Origin of the sequence: Cryobacterium serini (genome assembly GCF_004404025.1) — a bacterium.
GTDB lineage: Bacteria > Actinomycetota > Actinomycetes > Actinomycetales > Microbacteriaceae > Cryobacterium > Cryobacterium serini.
In genome coordinates, this window is the sequence record NZ_SOHN01000018.1 from 154499 (window position 1) to 175242 (window position 20744).

16 protein-coding genes are annotated in these 20744 nt (G+C 60.3%); 3 read left to right on the forward strand and 13 right to left on the reverse strand.

Annotated elements, in window-relative coordinates:
• Positions 1–109 precede the first annotated feature (109 nt).
• The gene (locus E3T51_RS15280; RefSeq protein WP_134530595.1) at positions 110–877 is read left to right on the forward strand and encodes an IclR family transcriptional regulator; all 768 of its coding nucleotides are present in this window, start codon (positions 110–112) and stop codon (positions 875–877) included.
• A gap of 70 nt (positions 878–947) precedes the next feature.
• Here E3T51_RS15280 and E3T51_RS15285 read toward each other — a convergent pair whose 3' ends face one another.
• From E3T51_RS15285 to E3T51_RS15310, 6 genes are all read right to left on the reverse strand, one after another.
• Positions 948–1718 (reverse strand): SDR family NAD(P)-dependent oxidoreductase, encoded by a 771-nt coding sequence (locus tag E3T51_RS15285; RefSeq protein WP_134530596.1) that lies wholly within the window; start codon positions 1716–1718, stop codon positions 948–950.
• Positions 1715–2002 (reverse strand): hypothetical protein, encoded by a 288-nt coding sequence (locus tag E3T51_RS16965; RefSeq protein WP_134530597.1) that lies wholly within the window; start codon positions 2000–2002, stop codon positions 1715–1717. The genes E3T51_RS15285 and E3T51_RS16965 overlap by 4 nt, the downstream gene beginning before the upstream one ends.
• Positions 1999–3984: a hydantoinase B/oxoprolinase family protein gene (locus tag E3T51_RS15295; RefSeq protein WP_134530598.1), complete on the reverse strand. Its 1986-nt coding sequence runs from the start codon at positions 3982–3984 to the stop codon at positions 1999–2001. The genes E3T51_RS16965 and E3T51_RS15295 overlap by 4 nt, the downstream gene beginning before the upstream one ends.
• Positions 3985–4003: 19 nt before the next feature.
• Entirely contained in the window at positions 4004–6103 is a 2100-nt protein-coding gene (locus E3T51_RS15300) for a hydantoinase/oxoprolinase family protein (protein ID WP_134530599.1), read from the reverse strand.
• 327 nt (positions 6104–6430) lie between these two features.
• The gene (locus E3T51_RS17575; protein WP_134530652.1) at positions 6431–6664 is read right to left on the reverse strand and encodes a relaxase domain-containing protein; all 234 of its coding nucleotides are present in this window, start codon (positions 6662–6664) and stop codon (positions 6431–6433) included.
• 403 nt (positions 6665–7067) lie between these two features.
• Entirely contained in the window at positions 7068–8105 is a 1038-nt protein-coding gene (locus tag E3T51_RS15310) for a LacI family DNA-binding transcriptional regulator (RefSeq protein ID WP_241989371.1), read from the reverse strand.
• A 443-nt stretch (positions 8106–8548) separates the two neighbouring features.
• Between E3T51_RS15310 and E3T51_RS15315 the strand changes: the two genes are divergently transcribed.
• On the forward strand, positions 8549–9829 hold the full coding sequence (locus tag E3T51_RS15315) for an MFS transporter (RefSeq protein WP_198417888.1): 1281 nt from the start codon (positions 8549–8551) through the stop codon (positions 9827–9829).
• Positions 9826–11253 carry an amidase gene (locus E3T51_RS15320; protein WP_198417889.1) on the forward strand — a complete coding sequence of 476 codons (1428 nt, stop codon included), beginning with the start codon at positions 9826–9828 and terminating at the stop codon, positions 11251–11253. Before E3T51_RS15315 ends, E3T51_RS15320 begins: the two co-directional genes overlap by 4 nt.
• A gap of 319 nt (positions 11254–11572) precedes the next feature.
• Here the strand turns inward: E3T51_RS15320 and E3T51_RS15325 are convergent, their stop codons facing one another.
• The 7 genes from E3T51_RS15325 to E3T51_RS15355 form a co-directional block, all read right to left on the reverse strand.
• On the reverse strand, positions 11573–11908 hold the full coding sequence (locus E3T51_RS15325) for a hypothetical protein (protein WP_134530600.1): 336 nt from the start codon (positions 11906–11908) through the stop codon (positions 11573–11575).
• A gap of 96 nt (positions 11909–12004) precedes the next feature.
• The gene (locus E3T51_RS15330) at positions 12005–15049 is read right to left on the reverse strand and encodes an alpha-mannosidase (RefSeq protein WP_134530601.1); all 3045 of its coding nucleotides are present in this window, start codon (positions 15047–15049) and stop codon (positions 12005–12007) included.
• A gap of 60 nt (positions 15050–15109) precedes the next feature.
• Positions 15110–15994, reverse strand: coding sequence for a carbohydrate ABC transporter permease (locus tag E3T51_RS15335; RefSeq protein WP_134530602.1), 885 nt, complete (start codon positions 15992–15994; stop codon positions 15110–15112).
• Between the two features lie 3 nt (positions 15995–15997).
• Positions 15998–16849 carry a carbohydrate ABC transporter permease gene (locus E3T51_RS15340; RefSeq protein WP_134530655.1) on the reverse strand — a complete coding sequence of 284 codons (852 nt, stop codon included), beginning with the start codon at positions 16847–16849 and terminating at the stop codon, positions 15998–16000.
• A 152-nt stretch (positions 16850–17001) separates the two neighbouring features.
• A complete protein-coding gene (locus E3T51_RS15345; protein WP_134530603.1) occupies positions 17002–18372 on the reverse strand; it encodes an extracellular solute-binding protein in 1371 nt (456 codons plus the stop codon).
• Between the two features lie 120 nt (positions 18373–18492).
• The gene (locus E3T51_RS15350; protein ID WP_241989372.1) at positions 18493–19785 is read right to left on the reverse strand and encodes an ROK family transcriptional regulator; all 1293 of its coding nucleotides are present in this window, start codon (positions 19783–19785) and stop codon (positions 18493–18495) included.
• 169 nt (positions 19786–19954) lie between these two features.
• Positions 19955–20647: a TetR/AcrR family transcriptional regulator gene (locus tag E3T51_RS15355; protein WP_198417890.1), complete on the reverse strand. Its 693-nt coding sequence runs from the start codon at positions 20645–20647 to the stop codon at positions 19955–19957.
• Positions 20648–20744: the final 97 nt, after the last annotated feature.

Below are 20744 nucleotides of genomic sequence, written 5' to 3' on the forward strand. Positions count from 1 at the left end.
ACGGCTCCCGCCTTGATCGAGTCGCCCGAATCCGGGCAGTGGATTGCGCTCGATCCGATAGAGCAGCTGGTGCTAGCCACACGGCGCATTAAGCGATACCGTTTCTGTTGTGCAGAAAGACGCGATTTCCCCGCAATATCCGATCGAATCGGTCGACAACGCATTAAAGCTTATTCTGCTCCTCGGGGATCGTCCGCAGATCCGGCTCACCGAGGCCAGTGCGCATCTGGGGGTCGCATCCTCAACTGCACATCGCATTCTGGCCATGCTCGCTTGGCGAGGCTTCGTTCGTCAGGACCCTTCCACGAAGGCATACCTGCCTGGCCCGGCGCTGACCACGGTAGCGTTTTCCGTTCTGCGGCAAATGGACCTGACAGGCCTTGCCGAGCCGATCCTCAACTACGTGAGCTCCGTTCTGCGCGAGACGAGTCACCTGGGGGTGCTGGAGGGCAATCGCTTACGGTTTCTTGCAGTCTCCGAACCAGATACCGCAGTACGTGTAGCGTCGCGCCTTGGCCAGGTCATGCCGGCCTTCGCCACCTCGACCGGCAAGGCCCTGCTCGCGGAGCTCAGCCGCGAGCAGCTGCACAGTCTCTATCCAACCGAGGAGCTCGAAGAATTCACAACGCACTCCGTTCGCACCAGGACGGAGCTCGAAGCACAGCTGGATCAGGTGCGCCAGCGCGGTTACGCCGTCAACCGCGAGGAGAGCGAGGATGGCGTAGGTTCCGTGGCCGTTGCCGTGCCCACATCTTCAGGTCTAAAGATCGCGATAAATGCCTCCGCACCGATCCACCGGCTGCCCGCGAACAAAGCAAAGACATTCGCCCTCACCTTGCACGAAGCGGCGCTTCGATTGGCCGAGATCCTCGGTTGAACGGCCACTGACGAACGAGAGGAGCGAGGCCCACGATAGGGCCACGCTCCTCTCCAAGCGACATGCTTGTTCAGGCGTGCAACAATCCGCCGTTCACGTGCATGGTTTGGCCCGTGATGAAGCCGCTGGCATCGGAGAGCAGGAACAGCACGGCGCCGACCATATCTTCGGGATGCGCCTCGCGATGCAGGCTCTGCCCGGCAAGCATTGCGGCTTTCTGCTGGGTCGAGACAGTCGCCCGCTCCACCTCGGTGTATGTGGGGCCCGGCGAGACGTTATTTACCCTGATCCCGTCGCCGCCAAGCTCATGCGATAAGGCGAAGGTCATGGCAGTCACACCACCCTTGCTAGCGACGTAATGCAGGTACCCAGACCGTCCCAGCAGCACAGCGTCAGAAGAGATATTGACGATCGACGCTGCGGGCGCGGCGCGCAGAGCCTCCAACAGTGCAACTGTGAGCAGCCACGGCCCGCGGAGGTTGATTGACATCAGCCGATCCCATTCGGCCACTGGGATCTCCCAGAACGGCTTCATTGTGATTGTCGAGAACACGGCCGCGTTATTGATTAGTCCATCGACACGCCCGTGCTCAGCGAGCAGCTGAACTGCCAGGGCCTCACAACTGACCTGATCGGAGACATCGAGATGTACGAATGACGCCCGGCCTCCCTCTTGCTCGATTTCTGCGACAACAGCAGCTCCCGTTTCGTCGTTCAGGTCAGCCACGATCACTATGCCGCCAGCGTTCGCGATGGCCTGGGCGTATGCGCGGCCAATGCCCTGGCCGCCACCCGTGACAACGACGACCCGGTCTTCGAGCGTGCGCCTACCCGCCGTCACGGCGACTCACTCAAGACGCTCGAACGCAAGGTCGGCTCATCGGCCGGGACGATCTCGGCTTTTAGCTGTGTGAGACACTTCGGGCAAAAAGTGCGCCTCAACACGATTGTCCGTGAGGCGAAGTTGCTAGCTTCGGCCCGCACACCGGGGCCAGCCAGCGCAGGATCGACTTCCGTCACCCTCGCGAGCTGCAACGGTTCTGTGCGACTGCCGAGCGGCGTGGCGCAGTGCCTGCAGGCCACCGTCTCGCCGACCGCCTCGAGGTTATCGTCGATGAACGTCATACGTCTGCTCCTTCACTGATGCCTGCGCGCGTCCGTCGCCGAACCGACCTTGCTGCGGTCGTCGCGTCAAAGTCGACCGATCCATCGCCACCCAGCACGACGCCGTACACCTCGAACGACGCCACAGGCGAGACCTTACGCGCGAGCACGTCCCGCGCGACGAGCTCGGGCTCGCGCAGCAATGGATCGCCGTAGCCGCCGCCGCCCTGCCAATGCGTGAAGTACACGTCGGACGGCCCGAGGTCAGTCTCATAGTGCGTTGGCACCAGCTGCTCCTCCCCACCGAGCTCATCGATAGAGCGTGGGATCCGACCCGACGCGAGAAGCTCTCGCACCCGGCTCTCGCGGACCAACACGTCGAACTGCGTGCCGGCCGGCAGGCCGCCGCTCACTCCCGCCGCTAGAGGCAGCGCTTTACCGGGTGCCGAGACGACGAGGTGCACCCCTCCGATGGGGCTGTCCCACGGGATGAAGCAACTCGACGCCCCGACACCGCCACGGAAGCGGCCAGGACCGCCCGAGTCAGCTTCCTCCCGGCGCCAAAGGTACAGCATCGGGAAGGCGAACTCATTCATCTCGGAGTCGGCGATCCGGCCCATCGGAATGCAGGCCAGCCCGCCAGTATCGACGCCATCGGAATCCGTACGCGCACCGAGCCCTCCCGCCATCGAGTCGCAAAGCATAGTGACGAATCCACCGCCGCGCTGGTCGACTCCCGCGAGAAGGGCAAAGTCCCAAGTACCGCAACACACGCTCATCAACCGCTTGCGGTGCTCGGGATGGGTGTCGAGCATCCCGGCAATGCATTCAGTGACCACGTTCTGCGTGGCCCAGGCCGATGCCACGGAGGCTTTGCCGATACCTGCGGGGAAGGTGCAGTTGTTGATAGTGCCGGGTTCACTGATGATCTCGAGACACCGATACAGTCCGCCGGGTGCCCACGGAATGTCGCCGCACACCGTGGTGAGCAGGATCGGCAAGATCCCGCCGCGCAGACCCGCATACGTGCAGTTGATCAGGCCCTCGACTTGAGGATCGGTGCCCGTGAAATCGAAGATCAACTTATCGGCAGTCTTCGTGAGACTGAGCACGATCTTGTACACGCCGTCGTCACCCGAACGGGCCGAGTCCTGATGAGCCACTGCTTGCCAAGTGCCGTCTGGGATCTCGAGCAGCTTGGCCTTCAGACGCCGCTCCGCATCGTCCATCGTGCGGCGCATCACCGCCTTGACTGTGTCTGCTCCGTACTTCGCAATTAATGTGCGGATACGCTCGTGGGCTACATTGTTGGCGCCGATCTTGGCGCGTAAGTCGAGGGCGACAAGCTTCGGCACGCGGGACCGGCGGAGGTAGACGTCTTCGACGTCTTTGCGGATCTTGCCGCCGTCAACGATCTTGACGGGCGGCGTCGGCACCGACTCCCAGAAAACGTCGGTGGCGCCGACTGACCAGCTGCCCGGCGACACTCCGCCGAGGTCGACTTGGTGCGCCACCGCCCCCGTCCAGGCGAACAACTCGCCGTCATGGAACAGAGGGGCGAAGAGGCTGACATCGTTCTGGTGCAGGCCGCCGCCGACCCAGGGGTCATTGCAGAGAAACATGTCGCCCGTGTAAATCCCGGGAGAGTCCACGCGGTTGCGCAGTGTCCAGTTTGCCGCCATGTCCAACGAGGCGGCGAGTTCGGTGTTGTAAAGCCCCACCTGGACGACGTCACCGACCTCATCCATGATGGCCGCGTCGAAATCGTTACAGTCGGTCACTACGACGGAACCCGACATCTTCTTGAGAGCCTCACCCATCTCTTCGGTGATCGACGTGAGGCGGTGGCGCACGACCTCATAGGTCAAGGGGTCGATCGAGTCGACCAACGACGAATCAACGGAGTGCAGTGCTATCTTGCCTTCGACAAGGGCGCGCGTCTCTGCAGCAGAGACGGGATGGTTCGCGAACTCCTCGGAACCGGCGACGGGGATGATAGGCATTAGTTGAACCTTTCCAGTTTCAGCGTGCGTCGTAACGGATGACGAGGTTTCCGAGGGGGTCGACGACTCCATGGCATCCTCGGGGAATGACGACCGTGGTCGTGGGAGCCTCCACGATGGCTGGCCCCACTAGTTCGTGGCCGAAGCCAAGCGTGCTGTAGTCGTAGATCGAAGCGTCTTCCCAGCCAGCCGTCGTGTCCAAATACACCCTGCGGATTCCCGTGATCGGCGGCTCGCCGCTGCCAGCAGGCGCCGCAGTCAGCTTTGGACGGATCGGCAGGACGCCGATAGCCTCTGATCGATAGGTGATCAGCTGAAGCCCTGCGTCGGCGAAACCGGAGCCGGGCCCATAGAGATGTTCGTATTGCTGGCCGAACTGGTCTCCAAGACGGTCGAGCGTCTCGGAGGTGTAAATATCAGTTTCTACGGGCGTCGTCACCTCGGCGAGTTGCATGGTGTAGCGCATGTCGACCTCGCGGTTGCGCACAACATTCGAAAAGTTCAGCGCCTGAGCGGCAAGGCGTTCGTCGAGTTCGACGTCGAGCGCGGCGAACACCGAGCCAAACTCGTCGGAGGCGGGCGGGAAGTTGCACGGCTGCGATATCTCGGCGGTGAGCGATATGTCTGAGGCAGCAAGCCCATATGCTGAGAACACCGCGGCGGCTGTGCCGAGGGGCACAATAACTTCCGAGATCTCAAGGTCAGCTGCGTAGCTGGCACAATGCATCGGCCCAGCGCCGCCGAACGCGTAGAGCACAAAGTCTCGAGGATCCTGTCCCGAGGTCACCACCACCTTTCGCACAAGGTCTGCCGTCTGCGCGTTCTGGATCGCATACACGGCGGCGGCTGCGGAGTCGATGTCAAGACCAAGCGGCTCGGCCACGTAAATGCGAAGCGCCTCCTCGGCAAGTTCGCGGTGTAGCTTCTTGCGCCCACCCAGGAAGTTGTCCGGATTGATGATGCCCAGGATGAGGTCCACGTCCGTCACGGTCGGCTCGGTTCCGCCCTCGCCATAACATGCGGGACCAGGACGGGCGCCGGCGCTGCGGGGCCCCACATGCAGATTGCCTCCGGCATCGACCCAAGCGATGGCTCCACCGCCTGCCCCGATTGTGTGCACGTCGACCATTGGCACATTGACGTGGTATTGGTTCAGCACGGTGGTGTTCGACGTCACCGGAGCGCCGTCAACGACAAGACCTGTGAGGAAGGTGGTGCCTCCCATGTCGGTGGAGATGACGTTCCTGTGTCCCAGTTCATCCGCTAGTCGGGTGCAGCCTACAACGCCGCCCGTAAGCACCGATCCTATAGTTGTGATCGCACGGGCGGGTGCTTCAGCGGCTGTGACGCAACCGCCGCTGCCCTGCATTACCAAAAGGCTGCCGGTAAGACCGCGCGAACGCAGCCGCGCCTCGAGCGGTACGAGATAGGCACGAAGACGCGGCCCCACTTGGGTGTTCATAATGGTGGTCACACTTCGCGAGAACTCCCGGATGCGAGGACTCACGTCGCTCGAGAGAGCGACATAGAGATCGGGAGAAATCTCGGAGATGAGTTCGCGTACGCGATGCTCATGCTTGGGGTTACTGAACGACCAGAGGAAGGAGACCGCGATCGCCTCCACGCCTTGATCGACAAGCGACCGGATCGCAACGCGGGCCCCCTGCTCGTCGAGCGGGACTACGACTTCACCTTTGTAGTCGATGCGCTCGTCAAGTTCATGAATCAGGTGCGGCGGCACCAGCGGCGCGGGCTTGTCGGTTCGGACCATATCCTGCACCTTGTCTGCGCCGAGGCCCGCGTAACGACCCTCCAGGTTCATGATCGTGATGGAGTCGGAATGGCCAGCCGTCGTAAGGAACCCCACCTTAGCGACATCCCCCGTCACGAGTGCGTTCAGAGTAGTGGTCGTGCCATGCACGATGTACTGCGTGTCTTCGAGCAACTGCTGGGTGGATACACCGAGGTTGGCGGCCAGCTCGTCCACGACTTGAAGGAAACCACTTGCGAAGTCAGGCGGTGTCGACGGTGTCTTTGCCGCCGCGACCCTCCCCGACTCGTCAGCCGCGAATGCGTCGGTGAAGGTACCACCGATGTCGATCCCGATCACATATGCCATGGGTCCTCCGTGAGTAAGTTGGTGCGCCGTTGCTGACAACTTGTACCACCTAAGCACCCCTGAATTCTTTTGTCCATAGCATTTCTCTGCTCAAAAGAAATTACGAAAACAAGATTTTTGTCCGGAAAGAACCGCCACAGCCCTACCGTGAACGCGCAGCTCGGCGACATACTCGTCACTGATAGGACGCTGGCTAGGGCGCTATGCATCTACCTTTAAAGCCTCGGTGAAGCGAAAGCCTTCTAAAAGGCGAGGACTGATTTCTGGTTTAAGCGGCGCGTGAGTGCGGGGTGTGATGGCGATTTGGTGGGCACGCTGCCGCGCTGGTCAATCTTTCCGTTTCGTGGCGCGTTCGACCACCTCGCGCTTCATGTCGGCAAGCACCTCGCCCACTGCCGCATGGTGCGCCCGCACGATAACTTCCTGCGTGGTCGCGTCACCAACACCCCAGAGGATACTCGCCGACTTCGGGACCGAGAACGTGAAGTCATAACCGGCAACGGCTCGACGCCGACCTGAGTCCGAATGCTCGTCAGCGGATACCGCAGCCCGCTTGATCAGGCCGTGACCGTCTTGATGTCCGGGATGCGGTCGGAGACGGTCCGGTAGATCGGGTGAGCGCGCCCGAGGGCCCCTCCAGCAACCGGGTCGCGACCAAGCCCGATGACCAGGTGCAGCTGCGCCTTCGTAACGACACCGCCTTGGAAAATGCGTCCTCCGCGGCCCCTACGAGTCCTGCACCCATCCACCGATCCGGCGGTGTACCTTCCTGGGTGCAGTAACGAGTGAGCGGAATCGACCGTACTCGTTTGCCATCACCGGCAACGACCATGCTGAGCAGGTGTTTATAACCGTCGCTCGCACTCATTGGCCGCGTTGATACCCACCACGCCCACCGGTCCTCACCGCGCCGCGAGCCGAAAATCAGCATTCAAACGCTTAACCGAACGATATTGAGGCCAAATCATCCGGTTTCGTCCGCTCGAGCGCTTGTCGATGTACGGATGATCAGTGTCGGATCTAGCCGCTCTGAGCTGATGGTCTTCCCATCCATGACTGAGATCAACATTTCCAGTGCCCGACGACCCATTTGATGCATGGGTGAACGCACGGTCGTAAGTGGCACCATCATTTCACGAGCTAAGGGAGTGTCGTTATAGCCGACTAGCGCCACATCATCTGGAACACTCAGTCCACGGTCCCGTAGCACCCCGAGAGCACCGATGGCCGCGAAATCATTCGTCGCGAAGATTGCATCCGGATATTTTCTGGTCGCGAGTATGGCCTCAGCGCCCGCCCGCCCGCCCGCCGCATCGAAACCCCCGTGGACAACGCGATCAGGCGGAATGAGTATTCCTGCATCACGGTAAGCGTCGATGACGCCCTGTGTACGGTCCTGCCCGGTGGAGGCGAAAGACATCCCGGCCAGGATTGCCACGTCGCGACGCCCGAGAGCTAACAGGTGTTCGCCTACCAGCCGACCTCCCAGATAGTCGTTGCAGGTAACTGAGACGTGGTCACCTGAGTGCCGGCTGACCAAAACCGTGGGCACTCCTCGCGACCGTATCTCATCAAGGAAGGGATTGTCGAGGTGAGCGTCACCAAATATTAAGCCGCCCACACGGCGCTCAAGCATCATTTCCGTACGAGTCCGCTGGTCTTCCTCACGGTCAAGAGAATTGGTGACGAAGGTAGATAGGCCATTCTCAATAGCGGCTTCCTCAATGCCTTCATAAACGGTGGCCAGAACGAAATCTTGAAGACGTGGAACGATGACACCGACGAGATTCGATCGTGCAGTGCGCAGATTCGACGCGTAAACATTCCGGTGGTAGCCACGTTTACGGGCGGTATCACGGATTCGCTCGGCAGTATTCGGTGCCGCCCAGCGAGATACATCAGCATCTGCCGCTGTGAGGACCCGTGACACAGTTGATACGTGAACGCCCACTTCTTCTGCAATCATTCGCAGCGTTACGGGCCGACCTTGCTCAACGCCCACGCCGATCTCCTTTGAGGCAGTGACACTCGATTCTCGAGACTTCGAAAGCTTAGCTCGGTATCCGCTTGAACGGCTGCTCTCACAGAGACATCCAGTACTCAAGGATTGTCGCACGGACAAAATGTCTGACAGGGAGGAGACGCGCCCCCTCCCAATCCATACGACACAAACGATTGCGCGATATCGGAGGAACTGCTAACTTCTTGCATAACGACCGTCGCAATAAGTTGCCGATTGCGACCACGAGTCTGCCATCGCTGGTCAGCAGCCCGAACAATTTAGCGGCGCTCATGCATGGATTACCTGGCACTAGTGAGGCACACAACTTTGAGAAAGACGCCATGACCACTCGAGACGCGCTCCCCAGATTGGTATCCCATAAGGTCGGCAGAGCAAAGAAAAGTCTGAAGCCGAATTTTAGATTCACGATTTTCGGACTAGTCGTGGTCATCACCGTCATTAACTATGTCGATCGTGGCGCAATTTCTTACGCGGCAAACCCAATGATCGATGAGTTCAATCTGGATACGGTCGCCTGGGGGCAAGTGCTTGGCTACTTCGGCTATGGATACATGTTCGGCGCCCTCATAGGCGGAGCATTAGCAGACCGGAAAGGACCACGATGGGTATGGTTCTGGGCTGTTCTTTTGTGGTCGATATTCGAGGTCGGTATGGCTTTTGCAGGCAATATCGGGATAGCACTGTTCGGCGGATCCGCGCTGGCTGGGTTCGCGGTTTTCCGCATCCTCTTCGGAGTCGCCGAGGGCCCGACGTTTTCAACCATCAACCGCACTATGGCGAACTGGGCGACAGTCCGCGAACGGGGCTTTGCTGCGTCTCTGGGGCTGCTCGGGACACCCCTGGGAGCGTTACTGGCTGCTCCAATAGCTGTTTTTCTGCTAACAGCAACCGGCGACTGGCGGTGGATGTTCATCATCCTCGGCGTAGTGGGTCTCGTCTGGCTTATTTTCTTCCGACGGGTCTTCACCGACCTCCCGGAGGACAATCCGCAGGTTTCTCCTGATGAGCTGCGCAGGATCCGAAGTACCGACGGAATGCTTCACGATGAGCGAAGTATTGTCACTGAAGAGGAAAAAGTGCCTTGGTGGTCCTTCTTCAAAAGCCGAACGCTTGTCTTTAACGCCATCGGTTACTTTGCCTTCCAATACGTGAACTTCATGATTCTCACATGGACTCCGAAATACCTGCAGGATGAATTCGGGTTCAATCTCGGCTCTCTTTGGTACTTGGGAATGATTCCCTGGATAGGCGCGTGCTTCACGGTACTTCTCGGCGGTAAAATTTCCGATTGGCTCCGTCAAAGAACCGGCAGCCTATGGATCGCGCGTAGCGGTTTCGCTGCGGGATCTCTGCTACTGACGACGCTGTGTTTCAGCCTAATTCCTCTGGTCGACAGCGTATGGGCGGTTCTGCTCATCATGGCCATCGGAAACGCGCTCAATTCTCTGCCTAATGCGGTGTACTGGATTGTTATCATCGACACCGCCCCGACCCGGGCGGGAACATTTGGCGGGATCAGCCACTTCGTCACCAACATCGCCACGATTATCGCCCCGACCCTGACTGGCTTCCTCGTAGCACTCCACGGTTACAACTCAATGTTCATAGCAACCGCAGTGGCGACTTCCGTCGGTATGCTGGCTATGATTTTCGTCAAGCCAGGGGTACGCAACAAGCAGCCCCAACTATCGGCCACCGCATGAGCGACATGAAATCCGAAGCAGGGTCAGGTCCGTTCGGCGGTCTCTCTATTCTCGAGATAGCAGACCGGATCCGTAAAAGAAAGATTACGGCGCTGGAGGTAACCGAGCAGGCGCTGACTGCGGCCCACGAAAACGGTACAAAACTGAACTGCTTCGTCACCATCGATGATGAAGGCGCACTGCGGGCTGCACGACTCGCCGACCGGGAACTGGACTCAGGACTGGATCGAGGGCCGCTGCACGGAATTCCTGTCGGAGTAAAAGACGTGATCGCCACCTCTGGACTGGCGACAACAATGGGATCGCGCCATTTCGCCAATCATGTACCCATGGTGGATGCTGACGTCGTAATTTCACTGCGGAGATCCGGGGCGGTGATCCTTGGGAAGACGCAGAGCCACGAATTCGCATACGGACCAACCGGTGACCGCACAGCGACCGGTCCGGTCCGCAACCCCCACGACAACTCCCGAATGTCGGGCGGTTCCAGTGCCGGCTCCGGGGCTGCTGTCGCAGCCGGAATCGTACCGATTGCATTGGGCACAGACACCGGCGGATCCGTGCGAATCCCCGCGGCACTCTGCGGGGCGGTTGGCCTACGCCCTACCCAGGGCGCACTAAGTGCCCGTGGAGTATTTCCGCTTTCACCGAGCATGGACACAGTAGGTCCCATGGGCGGAAGCGTTCTCGACACGGCGATAGCCTGGTGGGCCCTGTCCTCCAGACCAGGTACTAACGGAGTCGGAGGGCTTGAATGGAACGAGCGTTTCATTCCTCGCCCTGAACGAGCCAAAAATCTTCGCTTCGCCCGCGTGACCTCCGATTTGTTGCGCAGGACCGCATCGGAACTCATAAATTCAGCGGAAACCGTGCTGGAAGAGCTGTCAAGATCAGGGGCCCACGTCGCGACACTTCCGGTTCCAGAAATCGACGCGTGCTGGGACCCATACGTAGCGATCCAATCCGCCGAAGCATTCGCGATCCATAGCAAACGGGTCGACGACTCACCAGAACTATTTGATTCGGAGGTCCTGGAACGACTCCGGATCGCCGCGGAGGTCAAAGGATGGACCTACGTCCAGGCGCTGGAGAAACGGCGTCTACTGCGGGTCGCCACCCTCGAGCGGACTTTCTCCTCCGATATTTTGGTAATGCCAACTGTTCCCATAGAGGCTCCGGCCATTGGCCAACGCCGCCTTCCCCCCGATAGTGGCTGGGCTAACCCTCGGGAAGCGCTTCTTTCCATGACGGCACCTTGGAGCGTCCTGGGCTTTCCAGCCATCAGCATTCCTGTCTTCAGCCCCTGCACCGACATGCCACACTCCATACAGCTCGTCGGAAAGCCAGGACACGAAACTCAGCTTTTAGACGCTGCGGCACTACTCGAAGTACGCCTCCGGGAGAAAGCGCTAACGGGCGCATAATCAAATTCTTCCCCCGGCCAAGGACAGAGCCAGAGATAGAGACAGAAAGCTTTCCTGCCCACGTCTTGAGAGAAAAGGGTTTTTGTTTACCGATTCTTCGCCGTGGCGTGGCCCAGCGCGCAAAAAAAGTGATGGTTTTACAATCTTCGAATAGACCACCCGGTGACACGCGCACGATGCGGTGGATCGAGGCGTTTGCGGCCGGTCTCCGCCGCGGGTCGCCCTGTGCATCGAACGCGGACGACGCGGCCTTCCGCGCTCTTGCCGACGTTGCCGAGATCACAAAACGAATCGCCAACGTTGATTGCAGGGGTGAGCATTATTCGTAGATCGATATCAGACTTGGGTCGTCGAGTTCGATCTGGGCGACCCCGTTGTACAACGTGATCACGCCCGATGTGCAGAGCGTTGAACCGTGTGCAATGGGTTCGAGTACACCGACGTCCCAGACGACGATCTGGAAGCGCTCTGGATCAGGGTAGTCGAGCCCGAGGTTGAGGAAGACATCGTCCTCGGAGTAGCCGTCGCCAGAGAGCGGCCCGCAAACGCGCTGCTCGGTTCCGGCGTAGCTGACCGCCGCGTTCCAGGCGATTCCGCCGCCGGGCTGTTCGACGGGCGCGGGGACAGCGGCTGCAGCGCTTCCACTTGTGCACAAAATGTCGAATGCCCTTGATTGAAGTATTTTTTTCCCGAGCGCCCCGCTCTAGCGGGGTGGAACATCCGACAGCCAACGGCTCTCCAGCACGAACTCTCATCGGCTGAGGTGTCGAAATTTGACATCCTCTGGTGCGGTGCGGCGAAGGCGCAGCGTGACGAGCTGGAACGGGCGGAGCGAGAGCGAAATGGTTTCGTCTGAACGCCCGATCACGGCGTTTGGAGTGGTTTCCCGCTCGAGCAGGTCAGTCTCCGTGACTTCCGACCAGTCGAATCCCGGAGCCAGACCGCCGCGTGCACGCGCGCCCAATGACTCGTAGAGCCGCACGATCACGTCGCCGGAACGGTCCTCCGCGAGCTTGACTGCCTCGACGACGATTGCCGGATTGGTCACGACGATCAGGGGCGCCATCGGGCCGGCTCCCGCGACCTCGCGCAAGGGCAGGTTGACCCTGTATCCCTCGTCGACGGCATCCGCTATCTCGGCACCCACACGCAATGAGACGACGAACTCCTGCGCGCCCTGGTCCGAGACTGGGTCGGGAAAGAGCGGCGCGCGCAGAAGGGAGACGCGTACCACGGTGCTCGTCCCGCCACTGGTCAGTGCGGCGCGTCGGATGTCGTGCCCATAGCTGGCATCGTTGGCGACGGCGACACCGTACCCCGGCTCGCCAACGTGAACCCAGCGATGGGCAACGGTCTCGAACCGAGCGGAATCCCAGGAGGTGTTCGCGTGGGTCGGCCGATAGACATGCCCGAACTGCATTTCGGAGGCGGCGCGATCGGCGTGGACGGCGAGGGGAAAGGCGAGCTTCAGGAGTTTCTGGGACTCGTGCCAGTCGATGGCCGTGTGGATGTCGAGGGCACCGGTCGCGCCGTTGAGTCGGAGGGTCTGGACCACGGAGGAGGAGCCGAAGGACCTGTCGACCTGGACGCCGAAACCGTCGTCGGTGACAGCGACGCTTGAGGCCTCGGTCAGGTCATGACCGACGTTCTTGTAAGTCTCGTCGATGTCCCAGGCGTCCCACTGGATTGGTGTGTCCCGGAACAGCTGCAGCAGGTTGGCGGCCTCGCCGACGGGGATGACTTCACGGTCGGCAACGAGGTCGCGCATCGACACAATGAGTCCCCGATCGTCGATGACGACGCGCACCCGGTCATTCGCGAGGACCAATCCTGCGCCGTTTTCGGTGACCTTGGCTGCTCCCTTCCTCACCGCGGTTGCCGCGGCGAGGCCCGGGACACCGTCACGTGTGTTCGGCCCGGCATTGAAAGTGAGCGGATGACTGCCGCTGCCGGCCAGGATTTCGATCGATCGGTTGATCTGCTCAGCCAGGATCTTGGCTACGGCAGCGTAGTTGCGCTCGGCTTCCTGATGCACCCACGCGATCGATGTGCCGGGGAGGATGTCGTGGAACTGCTGCAGAAGCACAGTCCTCCAGACGTCGTCGAGGGCGTCGTAGGGATACTTTGCATCGTGAAGGACTGTCGCAGCAGTGGCCCAGAGCTCTGCTTCTCGGAGCAGGTGTTCGCTGCGGCGATTGCCGCGCTTCGTCTTGGCCTGGGAAGTGTAGGTGCCGCGATGGAATTCGAGGTACATTTCCCCCGACCAGACCGGAGCCTCGATGTATTCGCGGTGCGCGCTCTGGAAAAACTGCTCCGTCGTCGTCATGGTGACGCGTGGAGATCCCTCGAGGTCACGCGTGCGCGCCGCAGCCGCCAGCATCTCGCGGGTTGGGCCTCCACCGCCGTCGCCCCACCCGAACGGCAGGAGCGAGGTAGTACCCACCCCCTTTTCGGCGTACTGCCGTTCGGCCTGGGCAAGCTCCTTGCCAGAGATTTCCGCGCTGTAGGTGTCGACCGGGGGGAAATGAGTGAAGATCCGCGTGCCATCAATGCCCTCCCACCAAAAGGTGTGATGCGGCATCCGATTGGTCTCGTTCCACGACATCTTCTGCGTGAGGAGCCAGCGAGATCCCGCCGCGGCCACGATCTGCGGTAGCGATGCGGTGTAACCGAACGAATCCGGAAGCCACACCTCGAGCGGCTCGACTCCGAGCTCCTCCATGAAGAACTTCTTGCCGGCGACAAATTGCCGCGCGAGCGCTTCACCGCCGGGCATATTCGTGTCGGACTCGACCCACATTCCGCCGACCGGAATGAATCGGCCCGCCGCCACCTGCTTCTTCACTCGCTCGAATAACTCCGGATAGTAAACCTGCAGCCACGCGTACTGCTGCGCCGAGGAGGCAGCGAAGGTGAATTCCGGGTCCTCCTCCATCAGCGCCAGAACGTTCGAGAAGGTTCGCGCGACCTTGCGCACGGTCTCACGGACCGGCCACAGCCAGGCGGAATCGATGTGGGCGTGACCGACGGCGGCAAGGCGGTGCGCACTCGCGTACGCGGGACTGGCGAGCACGTCGACGAGCGTCGCACGGGCGGCCTCTGCCGTGCCCGCAACGTCGTCGGGATCAAGAGCGTCAGCCATCCGGCCGAGCGCATGCAGGATGTCCGCCCGCCGCGGGAGACTGTGCGGAAGCTCCGTCATCAGGCCGATAAGGGTCCAGGTGTCCTGCAGGAGCTCCCATACGGCGACGTCGAGTTGTCCTAGTTCGAGCCGCCGCAGAACGTAACTGGTCGAGTCCCCCGCTGTGGCCTTGTCGCCGAGCTCAGTGACGCCGAAGGTAAAAATACCGGCGATATTTGGATTGGCGGCCGCCTCAAGGTAGATGTCCACGGGATCCCCCGCTTCTCCCGCCGGTATGTAGCTGTTGAGCGGTTCGATCGCCTTGATTATCACGCCATCACCCGTGTACGCGGTGCCCTCGGCCTGAAAACCTGGGAGCGTGGCGGAGAACCCGAGGTCGACGACGACCTCAGCCCGGGTGCCATCCTCGTCCCATTCAGCCGGCACCGATCCCGTGAGATGGAACCAGACAGTGCCCCAGGGTTTGCCCCACGCGCCACCGACAGCGAAAGGCACGTAGCTCTGCCCGATGGCCGCGTCAAACGGCACCGGCTCATCGTCGACGGTCCAGGCAACGATCGACAGCGGGGCGCTACGGCGGTAGACGGCGGGCTTGATCCGCTCCCGGATGACGCGCTCGATTCGCGCTTCGAGGAGAACTCGATTGTCATGCATGATGGCTCCCTAGCCCGCGATAATGCTCGCCGCGCGGCGAGGCGTGATGGTGATGGTGATTCAACCCTTGACTGCGCCCGCGAGAGCGAATGAACCGCCGATGCCGCGGGACACGAGAACGTACAGAACGATGGCCGGCACCGCATAGATGAGTGAAAACGCGGCGAGTTGCCCGTAGGCGATCGCGCCGTACTGGCCGAAAAAGCTGTAAATGCTGATTGCGGCGGGTTGCTTGCTTGGCGAGAGGAGCAGGATGAACGGCACGAAAAAGTTTCCCCAGGCCTGAAAGAAGACGAAGATCCCGACCACGGCGATGCCGGGTCTCATCAGGGGAACCACGATCAGGCGCAGGGCTCCCATCGCTGACGCGCCGTCGATCCAAGCTGCTTCCTCGAGGGTGATCGGCACCGAGTCCATGAAGTTTTTGGTCATGAAGATCGCGACCGGCAGAGACGAGGCGGCCATGAAAAGGATTGTGCCCGGGATCGAGTCGAGCAGATTGAACTGCACGAAGAGGCTGTAAACCGGCACCATGATTGCCGTGATTGGCAGCCCGGTCGCGAAGAGCACGCCATACATGAACGGCTTGTTGAATCTCGCCTGATATCGAGACAGCGGATATGCCGCGAGCAATGCGGCGACGATCGTAATTCCTGCCGTACCGACGGAGATGATCAGGCTATTCCACAGCGGAAGGAATGTGAGTTCGGGAGTGAGAACCGCCGCGAAATTGTCCAGCGAGAACTCTTCGGGAAACTTGGTCTGGTAGGTGGCCTTGTTGTCGACCGACGCGAAGATGAGCCAGCATAGGGGAAGAAGAAAACAGGCGCCGATCACGACGAGAACGGCATTGGCAAGGAACCCGATCACGTTTTTTTTGGGGGAGGCTACTGAGACGGGCCGATCGGACTTTCGACCCTTCGGTGGCGCGGCGATGACTGACATCGGCTAATCCTTCTGTGGACGAAGTGCCCGAATGTAGACGACAGAGAAGATCGCACCGATGATGAGCATCACAGTGGCAATGGCTGTGCCATAGCCGATGTTGCTGAAGCGGAAAGCCTCTTTGTAGGCGAGGATTGGCAACGTTGTGCTGTCGTTGCCGGGCCCACCCGCTGTCATCACGTAGATGAGGGTGAAGACCGACAAGGTGAGCAAACTGATGAGCATGGTGTTCGTTACGATCGTGTTCTTGATCATGGGAATGGTCACGAGCAAAAGTCGTTTTGAACCGCCAGCTCCGTCGATCATTGCCGCCTCGGTAATCTCTGGTGGCACGTCGTTGAGGGCGGCCTGGTAGACCATCATCGAAAACGCCGTTCCACGCCACAAATTTGCCAGGATGATCGCGAACATGGGAAAGCTGTACAACCAGTTGGGACCGGTCATACCGAAGTTCGCCAGAATCTGGTTGAGGGTGCCGTCGAGGCTGAAATACGCGTAGCAGACGAAGGCTGCGACGATCTCGGGCAGGATCCACGCGGCGACGATGATCGTGCCAACGGAAGCGGTGACCTTCTTATCGGCCTTCTGCATGAGGAGCGCGAGACCGAGGCCAAGGGCGTTTTGCGAGATAACGGCGGAGCCGAAGGTGAAGATCACGGTCAGCCAGATTGAGAGGGGGAAAACGGGATCGTTGACGAGCTTGAGGTAGTTCTCGAAGCCGATCCATTGGGGGTTGCTCGCGTTGACCCCTGTGAGCGACGCGTTCGTGAACGACCCATAGATCGACCAGATGATCGGTCCGGCGAGAAAGGTGATCATGATGAGAATCGCTGGCAGGAGCGGGATCATCCGCATGGCTTTGACGATTTCGCGCACCGGGCGGCGGCGGGAACCCGAATTCGATTTCGGCCGCCGCACGTGCGTGACCTGCGGCGCGAGCACTTCTGCATTCACTGTGTTCCTGTTTTCGTTTTTCTGTGGGCGCGCACCTGGGTGTCCCTGTACTGCTATTTCTGGATGACGCCCTCGGCGCCGACGATCGCTTCGATTGCCTTGTCGTAGGCTGCGGCCGCTTCCTCGGGAGTTGCTTTGTCGGTGATGACTGCTTCGTTGGCCTTCTGGACCTCGGCCGAGATCTGGTTGTAGTCGGCCGTCGCCGGACGAAAGTTGGTCACCTCGACGATGTCAGTGACGGTCCGGACAAAGGGATTGGCAGCAATGTAGCTCTCATCGGCGGCGACATCCTTACGAACGGCAATCTGCGAGTTCTCGTTGTCGTAAGCGAGTGCGTTGTCCTTACTCAGCGCCATCGCCATGAAGTCGAAGGCAAGCTGCGGATCTGCAGTTTTAGCGCCGACTGCGAGGGCCCAGCCGCCTGACATGCTAACGCCGCCAGGATTCTGGCCGTTCTGGGTCGGGAACACCGTTGCGCCCATGTCGTCGACGTACTCGGGCCACTCATATGAACCACCGGTCTGCCAGAATGACGGTGTGTAGGAGCCCTCGATCGTTGCACCGAGAGTCGCGTTTGGGAACATTTCCCCGAAGATGCTCTTCCAGATGTTTGGATCGAGCGCCTGCGCCGGGGTCAGAGCGAGTTCCTCAGTGTAGAGCTCGTCGACGAAGGCCAGGGAATCGATGAACCCCTGCGAGCCAGTGACCCACTTCGAGGTTTCCGAGTCGTAGAGCGAATCTCCCCCGAGTTCGGTGCCGTACAGGAGTTGGTAGAAGCCCTGCATGTTCGAGCCCTCGCCGGTGCCTGTTCCTGCGTAGAAGTTGAACGGCACGACGTCAGGACTGCTTGCCTTGATCTGGCGCGCGGCCTCCATAATGTCGTCCCAACTCTTCGGCTCCCACGGAAGTGCGATTCCGGCCGCCTCGAAGACGGGCTTGCTGTACCAGACCGCACGGGTATCGGTGCCGAGGGAGACGGCATAGATGCTGTTGTCGTCGCCCTTGCCTGCCTCCTTGGCGGCATCGGTGAACTGATCCCAGTCCTCCCACTCGGAAACATACTCATCGAGGTTGAGGAGGTACCCGGCATCCGCGTCCGCGCGCAATGCAGTGGTGTCTTCGTAGAAGATGTCCGGGGCGGTCTCTGCCGAGCGCTGGGATAGGGCGAGCTTGATCTTGTAGTCGTCATCCGTTGCCGCGATGGGCTGCAGCTCGACGGTCACGCCCTCGTTCGCGGCCTCGAAGTCCGCCTTCGTGGTCGTGAAAAGCGTGTCGAGAGCGGTGAAAGCATCCGTCTTGATGTACGCGACTTTGAGAACCTTGTCTTGTCCCTCAGATGGCGCCGATCCGGCCGTGCATCCGGTGAGTGCTACCAGTCCGCCTATCGCAAACGCCGATAGGGCGATTGATGCTCTTTTCTTCACGGTGCTCCCTTGCTCCGAGTACGAATGGACATGCGATGTGTGGTGCCGACGCACTTAAGAGATTGAAATGCCTCGCTGCCGTGCTCCGACGTAATAGTACATCGATTAGATAAACCTACGTCAAGGCCTTAACGCGTTTGTTTCGCTGGGTTCCGCTTTCTCGTCGGACAGGAGCAGCGCTCGGGGATTCGGAGCGAGTGCGTGATCGAGCACAAGGCATGCTGCCCCGATCGCACCGACGTCCTCCCCCACCGCCGATCCCGATACTGAAATTCTGTGGATGCTTCGCGTGGCGCGGAGTTCCTCGAGCAACTCCGGGATCCTGCGCAGGTAATGGTCTGAGAGGCGGGACCAGAATGGTCCGCCGAAGACCACACGATCGACGTCGAGAAGGTTCGCTATGACGGCTACCGCTTTCGACATCCGAACGGCGGAGCGCTCTACAATCTCGATTGCGGTCGCGTTGCCCGCCTCCGCGGCCGCGCACAATTCCGTGAACCTCGAATCGACAGTTCGGGTGTCGTTGGCGACACTCGTGTCATCGAGGACACCCAATCGCTCCGCCTCCTGGACGAGCGACTGAGGCATACAGGTCACCGCGATGCATCCGCGCAGCCCGCAGAAGCACGGCGGGCCGGCAGGATCGGTGACGATGTGCCCGATCTCTCCCGCGTTTCCAGAGCTTCCCCTGACCACTTCGTCGCGCATCACGAGACCGACCCCGATGCCGGTTCCCAGGTAAAAGAAGGCAAAGCTACCTAATCCGGATTCCCCGCCCGCCCACATCTCAGCTATCGCCGACGCAGTGACGTCCTTGTCGAGAATGGCCGGGAGCCCGACGCCCGCCTGGAGCGCGTCTCTTAGCGGAACCCGATGCCAGCCGTGCAGGTGTGGCGGGTCAACCACCGTACCCAGCAGATTATCGATGGGCCCGGGGGCCGCGATGCCCACCCCGCCGATCCGGACCCGGGGCACCCCCGAGTCATCGATCAGCTGCACGAGCCACGCGACGATCTGTTCGATGATGAGGTTCGGGTCCATGACCGCCGGGGTCGAGAAACTCGACCGACTGACGACGCTGCCATGGAGATCGAGCATGACCAAAGTCACGACCGTCGGATCGATGTGAACTCCGAGCGCATAGCGCCCGCCGGGATTGAGCCGCAACATCGTGCGGGGCTTGCCAGGCCCGGTGCCCGTTTTGCCGGCTTCCTCGATGAACCCGTTATCAAGCAGGCGCCTGGTGATGTTCGAAATGGTCTGCGGAGAAAGCCCGGTAGTGGTCACGAGCTCGACACGACTCAGGCCGGTGGCAGATCGACGGATGGCATCGAGAATAACCGACTGATTGAAGTCGGCCATCGCTGGGAGATTGGTGCCGCGACGCGCCGTCCCGCCCTTATGGTTGCTCATGTTACGACGCTAACGCTTCGACGCAGATTTTCGACGATGACAAGCTTCACCGCCTTGTGGATCATCGGGCAGTCTTGGTTGGTCGGCATGAACTCGATGTTAGTGGCCAGCCGCAGGGGGCCATTTTGACGTCGAGACTGGCACCACGAGCAACCGAAACCTTAAAATATCAATTGACAACTATCGGAGCATCACCCACGATGGGCGCCGTGAAAACACTCTCTCTTCGAGAGCCTGGGCCAACCCCTAAAGTCATCCGGGCGATGTTGGCGTATCTGAGGGCCAGTTCTTCGGGCGAAAGCTCACCGTCACGGCGGTACCACTGCGCAATACCAGTACACATAGTCACGATTGCTCGACTGGTGTCTTTGGGATGCTCGGCGTCAAAGTTCCCCTCCCGCATCCCCTGGTTGATGATGTCGTCCACCATCTGCTGCTGCTTATCGCGAGATTTGATGTGCGCCGTTCGCGACTCGCCTTCCAGGCTTCGGATCTCACTAGCAGCGATGAAGGCGAGCTCACTGCGATGAGCGTGAAAGAGCGCCAGACATTCGATCAGAAGTCGGAACTGTTCCTCCACTGAAGAACCTGCCTCCGCTACGGCATCTTCGCTCCTGATCAATAAATCCTTCATCGCAAACTGAACAATCGCCACTAGCAGTGCCTGCTTGGAGGCGTAGTGGTGATACAGGCCCGGTACGGAGAGCTTGGCCCGAGCGGCCACAGTGCGAATTGTCGTGCCGTGATAGCCGTGCTCCACAAAACAATCTAAAGCCGCTTGCAACAGGGGTGGCAGCATATTTTCGGAGTATTTGCGCCATGCTGCAGCATCTTCGACTTTTTTCGCAGTCTCAACTTTCACGAATACTCCTTCACCTGTTCATGCCTGAATGCCATTGTCTGTCTTGACAGATGATGACGTCTACTCCAGACTAAATCCTACCGAGCGATCGCTCGGT